The sequence below is a fragment of the Gemmobacter fulvus genome (genome assembly GCF_018798885.1).
Classification (GTDB): Bacteria; Pseudomonadota; Alphaproteobacteria; order Rhodobacterales; family Rhodobacteraceae; genus Gemmobacter; species Gemmobacter fulvus.
Genome location: NZ_CP076361.1, coordinates 1,236,438 through 1,248,608 on the forward strand (window position 1 = coordinate 1,236,438; position 12,171 = coordinate 1,248,608).

Here is a 12,171-nt window from a genome sequence, read left to right on the forward strand (position 1 = left end):
GTGTGAGGCCCGCCCGTGGCAAGCAACCGGACATCGCCGGAGGATTTTGCCCGCCCGATCAGGCGTATTCTGATCGGGCTTCTGGTTGTGCTGTTGCTGGCGGTGTTCCTGCTGTGGCGGATCGACAGCCCGCGCGTGGAACGCTTTCGCACCGCTTTGGTGGATCGGGTTGTGCCCAGTTTTGACTGGGTGATGCTGCCGGTGACCAAGGCCGCCGATATGGCCAAGGGCTTTCAGTCCTACACCAAACTTTATGAACAGAATCAGGATCTGCGGCAGGAGTTGCAGCAGATGCGGGTGTGGAAAGAGGCCGCGCTGCGGCTGGAACAGCAGAACGCCCGGCTGCTCGACCTCAATCAGGTGCGGCTTGACCCCAAGCTGACCCATATCACAGGCGTCGTGCTGGCCGACAGCGGCAGCCCGTTCCGGCAATCGGTGCTGCTGAATGTGGGCGCGCGCGATGGTGTGCGCGATGGCTGGGCCGCGATGGATGGCATCGGGCTGGTCGGGCGGATTTCGGGGGTTGGCAAACGCACGGCGCGGGTGATCCTGCTGACCGACAGCAATTCGCGCATTCCGGTTGTGGCGCAGCCCTCGGGGCAGAAGGCGATGCTGTCGGGGGACAATTCGCCGCTGCCGCCGCTGGATTATCTGGAAAAGGATGATCTGGTGCGCCCCGGCGATCAGGTGGTCACGTCGGGCGATGGCGGCGTGTTCCCGGCGGGGCTGCTGGTCGGCACAGTGGCGCAGGGCACAGACCGGCGTCTGCGCGTGTTGCTGGCGGCAGATTACGAGCGGCTGGAGTTTCTGCGCGTGTTGCGCAGCCATGATCTGGAACCGCTGACCGATCCGGGCGGCCTTGTCACCCCGCCCGTCGCGCGCGAGGTGATCGGCCCCCTGCCCCCCGCCGAAGCCGAGGTGGACGCCGAAACCGTCGAGGGCAGCAATGGTTGATCCGCTGCGCCGTGACGTTCTGGTCCATCGCAGCATCTTCGTCGGCGTGGCGCTTGCCCTGATCTTTCTGCGGCTGCTGCCGATGGGCAGTGCGGCGGGCAGCCTGCCGGGGCCGGACATCCTGCTGTGCCTGATCCTCGCCTGGGTGCAGCGCCGCCCCGATTACCTGCCCGCCCTGCTGATTGCCGCCGTCGTGCTGCTGGAAGACCTGCTGCTGATGCGTCCGCCGGGCCTGTGGACCGCCCTTGTGGTGCTGGGAACCGAGATCCTGCGGTCGCGCATCGCACTGACCCGTGAATTGAGTTTTGCGGTGGAATGGCTATTCATGGCGGTGCTGATGATGGCATTGTTTCTGGGCTACCGCATGGCCTTTGCAATCACCTTTCTGCCGCAGACCAGCTTTGGCTATGCCATGACGCAGGTCGTGGCCTCGATCCTTGTCTATCCGGGGGTTGTCTGGCTGTCGCACCTCACGCTCGGCGTGCACAAGCCCGGCATGGGCGAAGTGGACGATAAGGGAAGACGACTATGAGACGCACCGCCCGCGATACCGAAGAAAGCGCCCGGATGATCCGCAGGCGGGCGTTTCTGCTGGGCGGCGCAATGTCGGCCTTTGTCGCCGTTCTGGGCGCGCGGATGCGGTATCTTCAGGTCGATCAGGCCGATGAATTCCGCCTGTTGGCCGAAGAAAACCGCATCAACATCCGGCTGATCCCGCCGGCACGCGGCCTGATCCAGGATCGCAATGGCAAGCTGATCGCGGGCAACGAACAGAATTACCGCGTGGTCATCACGCGCGAGGATGCGGGCGATGTGGATCTGGTGATGCAGCGGCTGGCGCAGATCGTGCCGCTGTCGCCGGAGGACATCGAAAAGACGCTGCAAGAGGTGGAGCGACGCTCGCCCTTCGTGCCGATCACCGTGGCCGACCGGCTGAGCTGGGAAGATTTCTCCAAGATCGCGCTCAACGCCCCGTCGCTGCCCGGTGTGACGCCCGAAGTGGGGCTGAGCCGCGCCTATCCGCTGGACAGCGATTTTGCGCATATCGTGGGTTATGTCGGCCCGGTGTCGGAAAAGGATCTGGAAGGGCTGGAGAACCCGGACCCGGTGTTGCAGATCCCGAAATTCCAGATCGGCAAGATCGGCGTGGAACGCTGGACCGAGGACAAGCTGCGCGGCAAGGCCGGGCAGAAGCGCATCGAGGTGAACTCGGTCGGGCGCGTGATGCGCGAGCTGGAGCGGCAGGAAGGTGTGCCGGGCGCCGACCTGCGGCTGACCATCGACGCCGATATCCAGAATTTCGTGCAGGTGCGGCTGGGCGATGAAAGTGCGGCCGTGGTCGCCATGGATGTCGAAAGCGGCGATATTCTCGCCATCGCCTCGGCCCCGTCCTTTGATCCGAACCTGTTCGTGCGCGGCATCAGTCAGGCGGATTATTCGACACTGACCGAAAACGACCACCGGCCCCTGGCCAACAAATGCGTGCAGGGGGCCTATCCGCCGGGGTCGACCTTCAAGATGGTCACGGCGCTGGCCGCCTTGCAGGCGGGCGTGATCAATTCCGGCACCGGCGTCTATTGCCCCGGCCATTACGAAATGGGCGGGCGGCGGTTCCACTGCTGGAAACGCGGCGGGCATGGCACTGTCTCGCTCAATTCCGCCCTGGCCGAAAGCTGCGACGTGTATTTCTATGACATTGCGCAGCGGGTGGGCATCGACAAGATTGCCGAGATGGGCCGCCATCTCGGGCTCGGGATGCGCCACGATCTGCCGATGTCGGCCATCACCGAAGGCGTGATGCCCGACAAGGCCTGGAAACAGCAACGTTATGGTCAGGAATGGCGCATCGGCGATACGATCAACGCCTCGATCGGGCAGGGCTATGTGCTGACCTCGCCGCTGCAGCTCGCGGTAATGACAGCGCGGCTGGCAAGCGGGCGGGCAGTCGTGCCGCGCCTTCTGCACATGATTGACAACGAACCCCTGCCGCTGGCCGAACAACCCGTGCTGCCGGTGGATCCCGCCTATCTGGAGGCGGCCCGGCGCGGCATGTTCGAGGTGATGAACGGCCAGCGGGGCACCGCGAAATCGTCGCGCATCGCCGACGATTCGATGCTGATGGCGGGCAAGACCGGCACGGCGCAGGTGCGCAACATCAGTGCCGCGGAACGCGCCTCGGGGGTGGTGTCGAACGATCAATTGCCATGGGAGCGGCGCGACCACGCGCTGTTCGTCTGTTTCGCCCCCTATGACCGGCCCAAGGTTGCGGTCTCGGTGGTGGTGGAACATGGCGGCGGCGGCTCGACCGTGGCCGCGCCGATTGCGCGCGACGTGCTGCTGCGCTGCCTGACCGGGGGCATTCCGCCGCTGACCGCCTATCCTTCAGCCCAGCGGGGCCGGATCGAGACGCAGTTCAAGGAAATGAAACTGCGCGACACCGGCGTGGCAGCCCCCGCGAAATCGCGGGCCTGAGGAGCGGCGGGCATGAGCTTTCTGGAATACCGCATCAAGACGGCGCCCACCGGGCTGCGCAAGGTGCTGCACCTGAACTGGCCGCTGATCCTGCTGATCACCGCCGTGGCGGCGGTCGGCTGGCTGATGCTCTATTCCGTCGCGGGCGGCCGGATGGAGGTCTGGGCCGAACCGCAGATGAAACGCTTCGGCGTCGGCTTCGTCCTGATGCTGATCGTGGCCTTCACCCCGATCTGGCTCTGGCGCAACCTGTCGGCGCTGGCCTATCTCACCTCGATCATATTGCTGCTGGTAGTCGAATTTTTCGGCACTGTCGGCATGGGCGCACAGCGCTGGATCGAGCTGGGCCCGGTGGTGATCCAGCCCTCCGAAATGATGAAATTCACGCTCGTGATGGTTCTGGCCGCCTATTATGACTGGCTGGACCCGAAAAAGACCTCGCGCCCGATGTGGGTGCTGCTGCCGGTGGTGCTGATCGTGCTGCCCACCATTCTGGTGCTGATGCAGCCCAACCTCGGCACCTCGCTGATGCTGCTGATGGCCGGGGCTGCGGTGATGTTCTGCGCGGGCGTCAGCTGGTGGTATTTCATCGGCGTCGCCATGCTGGCGGGTGGCGCGGTGGCCGGGGTGTTCCTGTCGCGCGGCACGCCATGGCAGTTCCTGCATGATTACCAGTATCGCCGCATCGACACCTTTCTGGATCCGACCGCCGATCCGCTGGGCGCGGGCTACAACATCATTCAGGCCAAGATCGCGCTGGGGTCGGGCGGCTGGGCGGGCAAGGGCTTCATGCAGGGCACGCAAAGCCGCCTGAACTTCCTGCCCGAAAAACACACCGACTTCATCTTCACCACGCTGGCCGAGGAATTCGGCTTTGTCGGGGCGTTTTCGTTGCTGTCGCTTTATGGCCTGATCATCGCCTTTTGCGTGATCTCCGCGTTGCAGAACCGCGACCGCTTTTCGCAGCTTCTGATCCTTGGCGTGGCAGCGAACCTGTTCTTCTACATCGCGGTGAACCTGTCGATGGTGATGGGCATGGCCCCGGTGGTGGGGGTGCCGCTGCCCTTGCTGTCTTATGGCGGCTCCGCCATGCTAGTGCTGCTGGTGGGATTCGGGCTGGTGCAAAGCGCCCATGTCCATCGGCCCCGCTGAGCGTGCGGGCAGATTTCAGGGCATTGGATCAGGGTAAGGCATGACAGTGATTTTGTTCGCGGCGGGTGATGCGCTCTGGCCGGAATATGAGGGGCCGTTGCGCAGGGCGCTGGAACAGGCGGGCATCACGGCAGATCTGGTCTGCACGGCGGCGCCTGAGGATGTGGATTACATCATCTATGCGCCGGGCAGCCCCTTGCAGGATTTTACCCCCTATACAAGCTGCCGCGCGGTGCTGAACCTCTGGGCCGGGGTTGAGCGGATCGTCGGCAATGCCACCCTGACCCAGCCGCTGTGCCGCATGGTGGATCCGGGGCTGACCGAAGGCATGGTGGAATATGTGGTGGGCCATGTGCTGCGCCATCATCTGGGCATGGACCGTTACATCCTGCGTGCGAAAGGCTGGCAGCAGATCGTGCCGCCGCTGGCGCGTGAACGCCGGGTGTTGGTGCTGGGGCTGGGCGAACTGGGACTGGCCTGCGCCCGCGCACTGGCGGCGCTGAACTTCGATGTGCAGGGCTGGAGCCGGACGGAAAAGCCGGGGCTCGACATTCCGGCCCACCATGGCGCGGCAGGGCTGGAGACGGCGCTGCGCCGGGCCGAGATCGTGGTCACGCTGCTGCCCCGCACCGCCGAAACCGAAAACCTTCTGGATGCAGAGCGGCTGTCCTGGCTGCCTGCGGGGGCTGTGATCATCAATCCGGGGCGTGGGGCGCTGATTGACGATACCGCCCTTCTGGCGGCGCTGGATGCGGGGCGTCTGGCCCATGCGACGCTGGATGTGTTCCGGGTGGAGCCGCTGCCCGAGGATCACCCGTTCCGCAGCCATCCGCGCGTGACGGTGACGCCGCATATCGCCGCCGACACCCGGGCCTCTTCGGCTGCGCGGGTGGTGGCCGACAACATCCGCCGCGATCTGGCCCGCCTGCCATTGCTGCATGTGGTGGACCGGCAGCGCGGCTATTGATCCCCGCTTGACCTTGCAGACACGCTCCACCACCCTGCCCTGACGAGCAACAGGGCAGGCCCATCCCATGAAACCCAGTCATCCCGAACATGCCGCCCCCGCCCATGGCGCGGCGATGCAACAGATTGCCCCGGTGATCTGCTATCCGGTGGACGGCTTGCCCCGGCCCGATCTGGCCCCGTTCCGCGCGGCGCGGGCGGGCTGGCAGAAACTGTCGGAAACACTGGTGCCCGCCCGCGATGCGCGCTGCTTTGACCTGCCCGCGGGGCATTTTTTCCGCATCACCTCGGTCGAGGGGCCGCAGGTCGGGGATCTGAACCTGTGGAATGCGCAGGATCTGCACGAACGCTTTTATTCCGGCAAGACCCGCGCCCTGCATGGCACGCATCTGTCCACCGGCGACCGAATGTGGACCGCGCATCCCTATCTGCGCCCGATGGCGCTGATCACCGATGACAGTCTGGACTGGTATGGGTTCGATGCCTTTGGCGGTGCGGTGCATGATGTGATCGGCACCCGCTGCGACCCCTATACCCACAATCTGCTCAGCAAGGGCGGGCAGTATCATCACTGCTGCCATTCCAACCTGACCCGCGCGCTGGCCGATGCCCGGGCGCTGCCGCTGGCGGAGGCAGAGCGCCATGTGCATGATGTGCTGAACGTGTTCATGTGCACCGGCTTTACCCGCGACACCGGCCAGTATTTCATGAAAGCCTCGCCGGTGCGGCCCGGCGATTATCTTGAATTCTTTGCCGAAATTGATCTGTTAGGTGCGCTGTCGGCCTGCCCCGGCGGCGATTGTTCGTCTGAACATTCCTCGGACAGCGCCGCCTGCCATCCGCTGCTGGTCGAGGTGTTCCGCCCGCTGGCCCCGCCTGCGGGCTGGGTGTCGCCCATGGTCAACGGCTATGACCGCAGCCATGGGCGGAACGGTTAACAATAGCGTTCAATCGCCATCAGCTGATGATCGCCATATCTGTCGCCTGCGGCAAAGCCCGGTGGCAACAGGCGGTCAATCTCGGCCAGATCCGCCGCATCCAGACGGATGGCATCGGCCTGCGCCCAGTGCCGCAGATGGGCGGCGCTGCGCGTGCCGGGAATCGGGATCAGATGGTCCCAGCGCTGCAATAACCAGGCCAGCGCCAGCGCCGGGGTTGACCAGCCGCGCTGCGCCGCAAAGGCACGAAAGCCGTCGATCGCGGCGATATTGGCGCTGAAATTCGGCTCGGTGAAGCGCGGGTTGCTGCTGCGAAAGCCGTCCTGCACCTCATCCAGCCGCAAGGGCCGGTCGCCCAGCATCCCGCGCGCCAGCGGCGAGAAGGCAACGAAGGTCACGCCCAGCGCCTTGCAGGCCTGTATCAACCCCAGTTCAGGCTGGCGGGTCCAGAGCGAATATTCGTTCTGCACCGCCCGGCAGGGATGCAGCGCATGCGCCGCACGCAGCGTGGCAGGCGCGATTTCCGACAGGCCATAACCGCCAATCTTGCCCTCCCGTTCCAGGTCTTGCATTGTGCCGATCACCTCGGCCAGGGGCGTGCCAGGGTCACGGCGGTGAATGTAGAACAGCTCCACATGATCGCGGCCAAGGCGGCGCAACGAGGCCTCCAGTTCTGCGCGCAGATATGCGGCGGAGTTGTCGATGCAGCGGGGCGGGCCACTCACGATGCTGGCCTTGGTGGCCAGCGTCACCTGCGGCTTGCGGCGGGCCAGCCAGTTGCCGATCACGGTTTCCGAAACGCCCATGCCATAGATATTCGCGGTATCAATCAGGGTAATGCCCGCCTCCAGCATGGCATCGAGGCAGGCATGGCTGTCCGCCTCGGTCGTGGGGCCGAATATCCCGCCAAAGGACATGGCACCAAGGCCGATGGCCGAAACCATCGGCCCAGTGGACCCGAGTTGTCGTTGTTGCATGAGATGCGGTCCTTTTCTGGGAGGCCCGTTGACGGGGGGACTCCGGGGGGATCGCATCAAAGCCCGGCGAATCGGATCGTTCAACCCCGAATATAGTGCATCCCGGTAAATTTTCGGCGCAGCGCCGCCGTGCGCGGTGCCACCGATTCCGGCGCGTTCGAGCGCAGGCCCTCGGCAATCAGCGCCGCCAGTGCCGGGGCATCGGCAGGGGTCACACCCCGGCGCACCAATTCGGGCGTGCCGATCCGCAAGCCGTTCAGATCGCCCGCAACCTCGGCCACCGGCAAGCCGATGCCACAGGCCAGAAACCCGGCCTTGCGCAGGGTCTTCGAGGCCGCCTGCCCGCCGCCGAACCCAGCCGCCTCGATGGCGAACTGATGGCTCTGCGTCATGCCGCGCGCCGCGCCGAACACCGGCAGGCCCAGCGTCGCCAACTCGCGCGCCAGCGCCTGCGCCAGATCCACCATCGCCTGCGCATAGGCCGCGCCATGGTCGCGCCAATCCAGCAGGCTGATCGCCAGAGCCGCCGATTTCGCCGCATCGAAATTCGCGGTCATGCCCGGAAAGGCGATGCGGTCCAGCGCCTCGGCAATCGCGGCGTCATTGGTCACGATCAAGCCGCCCGCCGGGCCGCCCAGCGATTTATAGGTGCTCATCGTCATCAGATGCGCGCCTTCGGCCAGCGGATTGGCCCAAACGCCGCCCCCGATGATGCCGCATTGATGGGCGGCGTCGAACAACAGCTTGGCCCCCACGGCATCGGCAATCGCCCGGATCTCGCGCACCGGATGCGGGAACAAGTTCAGGCTGCCGCCAATGGTGATCAGCTTGGGCCGCACCCGCTGTGCCAGATCGGCCAGCGCCGCCAGATCGACGGTATAACCATCGGCATTGACCGGGGCGGGATGGGTGTGCAGCCCGTAAAGCCCGGCACAGCCCGCCGCGTGATGGGTGACATGCCCGCCCACCGCACCGGGCGGCGCAATGATCGCATCGCCCGGTTTCGTCAGCGCCATGAAGCCATAAAGATTGGCCAGCGCGCCAGAGGCCACGCGGATCTCGGCATAGGCCGCGCCAAAGACCTCGGCGGCAAGCGCGGCGGCAATCACCTCGATCTCTTCGATTGCCTCCAGCCCCATTTCGTATTTGTCGCCCGGATAGCCCAGCGACGGGCGGCTGCCCAGACCGCGCGCCAGTGCCGCCTCGGCCTTCGGGTTCATCACATTGGTCGCCGGGTTCAGGTTGAAACATTCGGCGTCATGGATCGCGGTGTTGCGCTTCATCAGCGCCTCGATCCGGTCCGCCACGGCGGCAGAGGGCGCATCGGCATCGCGGGCAATCTGCTGCACACGGGTTTCACAGGCGGCGGGCACCCAGGGGCGCGGGGCAAGATGGGTCATGGCTGTCTCCTTTTGCCCCATAGGGCGGCAAAGGGGGCTTGCCCGCAAACCAGATTTGCGAAAATCTAGGGTCAGAAAATCTGAGGCTCATATGGCTGTTGCCCCACCCCGCGCCAAAGACCTGCCGCTGACCGCCCTGCGCGCCTTCGAGGCGGCGGCGCGGCTGGGCGGGTTTGCCGCCGCCGCCACCGAACTGGGCGTAACCCCCGGCGCGGTCACGGCGCATGTAAAGGCGCTGGAGGCAGCACTGGGCGCTGCGCTGTTTGACCGGATCGCCAAAGGCGTACGGCTGACACCGCTGGGGCAGCGGGTGCTGCCAGAATTCACGCAGGCCTTCGATGCGCTGGGGCTGGCCGTTCATGCCCTGCGGCTGGAGGCCGCGCCGCGCGTTGTGCATATCGCCACCCTGCCCGCGATTGCGCAGCTGTTCCTGTCACCGCGCCTGCCTGCCCTGCGCGCGCAGATGCCCGAGGTGGTGATTTCCATCACCGCGATGGAGGCCCCGCCCAACCTGAAACGCGCGCCCTATGATCTGAGCCTGTTTTACGGCGACCATGGCCAGATCCTGGCCGAGGACGAGATTTTTCCGGTCTGCGCCCCGGCCCTTGCAGCGCGGCTGCATCAGCCCGCCGATCTGGCGCAGGTGCCCTGCCTGACCGATTCCGCCTGGGCCGGGGATTGGGCGCTCTGGGCCGCGCTCGCCCTGCCGGGCCAGAGCTTCGCGCCACGCGGGCCGGTTTTTTCGCTTTATGCACTGGCGTTAGAGGAGGCGGCAGGCGGGGCCGGGGTCTTGATGGGGCATGGCGCGCTGGTGGCGGGCCATCTGGCGCGCGGTGCCTTGGTCGCGCCCTTTGCGCAACGGCTGCGCCTGCCCCATGCGCTGCGGCTGTGGTCCGCCCGCCCGCTGCGCAGCGGCCACCCGGTGGAGCGGGTGGCGCGCTGGCTGCATGGCGTTGGCGGTTAGCCCGTCACCCGGCGCAGGAAATCGGCGGTGCGCGGATCTTGCGGCGCGGTGAAGATCTGCGCGGGCGGGCCTTGCTCCACGATGCGCCCACCCTCCATGAACAGCACCCGGTCGGCAATCTCGCGGGCAAACTGCATCTCGTGGGTGACGATCAGCATGGTCTGGCGGCTTTCGGCCAGGCGGCGCATCAGGTCCAGCACCTCGCCCACCCATTCGGGATCCAGCGCCGAGGTCGGCTCGTCAAACAGCATCAGCGGTGCATCCAGTGCCATGGCGCGGCCAATGCCCACCCGCTGCTGCTGCCCGCCCGACAGCGCGGCGGGATAGCTGTCGGCCTTGTCGGCCAGCCCGGTGTCGCGCAGGATGGCATCGGCGCGGGCATTGGCCTCGGGCTTTGGCAGCCCCTTCACGGTGATCAGCGCCTCGGTGATGTTCTGGCGCGCGGTCTTGTTGGCAAACAGTGCATAGTTCTGGAACACAAAGGCAGTGCGGCGGCGCAGGGCCAGAATATCCGCTGCCCGCGCATGGGCCGCATCCACTGTCAGATCACCGATGCGGATCTGGCCCGCATCCGGCCGGTCCAGATAGTTCAGGCACCGCAGCAAGGTGGATTTGCCGGTACCCGACGGGCCGATGATCACGATCCGCTCACCCGGCGCGATGTCGAGGTCGATGCCGTTCAGCACCGTCGTTGCGCCAAAGCGTTTGGTCAGGCCGGAAATACGGATCGCAGAACTGTTGGTCATCGCGCAAACGCCTTGTTCAAGCGGGTTTCAAGGCGGCGTTGCAGGAAGGACAGTGCCTCGACGATGATCCAGTAGAGCACGGCCACCACCAGAAACGCCTCGAAATAGCGAAAGCTGCCCGCCGCCTCTTTTTGCGCGGCCCCCATCATCTCGGTCACGCCAAGGGTGAAGGCCAGCGAGGTGCTTTTGATCATGTCGATGAAATAATTCACCAGAGTCGGCGCGGCGATACGTGCCGCCTGCGGCAGGATGATGCGCCGCATCATCTGGCCCCGCGTCATGCCGATGGATTGCGAGGCCTCCCACTGGCTGCGGTCGATGCCCAGAATCGCGGCCCGGATGCTTTCGGCCATATAGGCCGAAAAATGAAGGGTCAGCCCCATGATCGCCGCCGTGACGCCATTGATGCTCGTCAGCGCCGAAAACACCTGCGGCAGGCCGTAATAGAACAGGAACAACTGCACCAGCAGCGGCGTGCCCCTGAAAAAGCTGATGAACAGCGCCACCGCCGGGTCGATCACCGGCAGGCGCAGCACGCGGATTACCGCAAAACCGCTCGCCAGCGCCAGAGCGCAGACCATGCCCGCAAGCGCCATGGCCAGCGTCAGCGGCAGATACCCCAGAAGGATGGGCACCAGACCCAGCATGTAAGACAGGTCCAGTGCCCCCATGATGTTACTCCGCAGCAGAGGTGATGTCGGCGGCGAACCATTTCTCGGAAATCGCCTTCAAGGTGCCGTCCGCCTTCAGCTCGGTGATCGCAGCATCAATCTGCGCCTGCAGGGCGGTGCCTGCCTCGTCCTTGCGGAAGGGCAGCGCGTTGTGGATCTCGCTGAACGGGGCCCCGGCAAGGGCCAGTGGCAGCGGGCTTTCCTTGATCACCTGCGCCGAGGACACGCGGTCCATCACGAAGGCATCTACCCGGCCCAGAGCGGTATCTTGTTCGATATTGCTCTCATAGGTCTTGATGGTGATCTCGGACGCAAAGGGAAGTTCGCGAAGCAATTGTTCGAAATTGGACCCAAGGTTCACGGCAACGGTGCGGCCTTTCAGATCGTCCACGCCCTTGATCGTGTCATTGCCCTCTTTCACCACCACCTGCGCACCATCATAGACATAGGGCTGCGAGAACAGGAATTTCGCCTCGCGTTCCGGGGTGATGGTGATCTGGTTGGCCACGGTATCGATCCGCCCGGATTCCAGCGCGCCGATCAGGCCGGAAAACGACATGGTGACAAATTCCACCTCATGCCCGGTCTTTTCAGCGACGGCATTGATGAAATCCACCTCGAAGCCTTGCAGCACGTCCTGCTTGACGAAAGTGAACGGGAAATAGCCACCCGACATGCCGACCTTGAGCGTATCAGCCTGCACCGCAGACAGGGTGAGGGTGGCGAGGGCGGCGGCGAGAGCTGCGGATTTGAACATCGGTCTTCTCCTGTATCAAGGCAGCTTAGATGAGCTTTGGCGCGGCTGCGGTCAATTGGCCCGCAGAAACAAGAACCCGGGTCTGGAGCCGGACGAAAATTCCGAAAAATCGCCCTGCCTCTGGCAGCATACAGAACAACATTCGCCCACCCCGCCACGCGGCGGGCAGACTTT

The 12,171-nt window shown here is 65.1% G+C and carries 12 protein-coding genes; 7 read left to right on the top strand and 5 right to left on the bottom strand.

The features are described from left to right. Positions 1–15 precede the first annotated feature (15 nt). The 6 genes from mreC (at position 16) to KM031_RS06100 (ending at position 6,482) form a co-directional block, all read left to right on the top strand. The gene (gene mreC, locus KM031_RS06075) at positions 16–954 is read left to right on the top strand and encodes a rod shape-determining protein MreC (protein WP_215503635.1); all 939 of its coding nucleotides are present in this window, start codon (positions 16–18) and stop codon (positions 952–954) included. Next, positions 947–1,486 (top strand): rod shape-determining protein MreD, encoded by a 540-nt coding sequence (locus KM031_RS06080; protein WP_215503636.1) that lies wholly within the window; start codon positions 947–949, stop codon positions 1,484–1,486. The genes mreC and KM031_RS06080 overlap by 8 nt, the downstream gene beginning before the upstream one ends. Next, on the top strand, positions 1,483–3,426 hold the full coding sequence (mrdA, locus tag KM031_RS06085; RefSeq protein WP_215503637.1) for a penicillin-binding protein 2: 1,944 nt from the start codon (positions 1,483–1,485) through the stop codon (positions 3,424–3,426). Before KM031_RS06080 ends, mrdA begins: the two co-directional genes overlap by 4 nt. A gap of 12 nt (positions 3,427–3,438) precedes the next feature. Further along, positions 3,439–4,578, top strand: a complete 1,140-nt coding sequence (gene rodA / locus KM031_RS06090) for a rod shape-determining protein RodA (protein WP_215503638.1) — start codon at positions 3,439–3,441, stop codon at positions 4,576–4,578. Positions 4,579–4,618: 40 nt separating this feature from the next. Next, positions 4,619–5,545, top strand: a complete 927-nt coding sequence (locus KM031_RS06095; RefSeq protein WP_215503639.1) for a 2-hydroxyacid dehydrogenase — start codon at positions 4,619–4,621, stop codon at positions 5,543–5,545. A gap of 67 nt (positions 5,546–5,612) precedes the next feature. Further along, on the top strand, positions 5,613–6,482 hold the full coding sequence (locus tag KM031_RS06100) for an urea carboxylase-associated family protein (RefSeq protein ID WP_215503640.1): 870 nt from the start codon (positions 5,613–5,615) through the stop codon (positions 6,480–6,482). On the opposite strand, the gene KM031_RS06105 is transcribed toward KM031_RS06100, so the two are convergent. Then, complete coding sequence (locus KM031_RS06105; protein ID WP_215503641.1) at positions 6,479–7,459, bottom strand: aldo/keto reductase; 981 nt, start codon at positions 7,457–7,459, stop codon at positions 6,479–6,481. The two genes, KM031_RS06100 and KM031_RS06105, sit on opposite strands and share 4 nt — an antisense overlap. Positions 7,460–7,539: 80 nt before the next feature. Beyond that, positions 7,540–8,859 (bottom strand): serine hydroxymethyltransferase, encoded by a 1,320-nt coding sequence (glyA, locus tag KM031_RS06110; RefSeq protein ID WP_215503642.1) that lies wholly within the window; start codon positions 8,857–8,859, stop codon positions 7,540–7,542. Positions 8,860–8,950: 91 nt separating this feature from the next. Between glyA and KM031_RS06115 the strand changes: the two genes are divergently transcribed. Beyond that, the gene (locus KM031_RS06115) at positions 8,951–9,823 is read left to right on the top strand and encodes a LysR family transcriptional regulator (protein WP_215503643.1); all 873 of its coding nucleotides are present in this window, start codon (positions 8,951–8,953) and stop codon (positions 9,821–9,823) included. On the opposite strand, the gene KM031_RS06120 is transcribed toward KM031_RS06115, so the two are convergent. The 3 genes from KM031_RS06120 to KM031_RS06130 are packed head-to-tail and all read right to left on the bottom strand — an operon-like array spanning position 9,820 to position 11,997. Then, positions 9,820–10,569 (bottom strand): amino acid ABC transporter ATP-binding protein, encoded by a 750-nt coding sequence (locus KM031_RS06120; protein WP_215503644.1) that lies wholly within the window; start codon positions 10,567–10,569, stop codon positions 9,820–9,822. The two genes, KM031_RS06115 and KM031_RS06120, sit on opposite strands and share 4 nt — an antisense overlap. Next, the gene (locus KM031_RS06125) at positions 10,566–11,240 is read right to left on the bottom strand and encodes an amino acid ABC transporter permease (protein ID WP_215503645.1); all 675 of its coding nucleotides are present in this window, start codon (positions 11,238–11,240) and stop codon (positions 10,566–10,568) included. Before KM031_RS06125 ends, KM031_RS06120 begins: the two co-directional genes overlap by 4 nt. A 4-nt stretch (positions 11,241–11,244) precedes the next feature. Beyond that, positions 11,245–11,997, bottom strand: a complete 753-nt coding sequence (locus tag KM031_RS06130; protein WP_215503646.1) for an amino acid ABC transporter substrate-binding protein — start codon at positions 11,995–11,997, stop codon at positions 11,245–11,247. Positions 11,998–12,171: the final 174 nt, after the last annotated feature.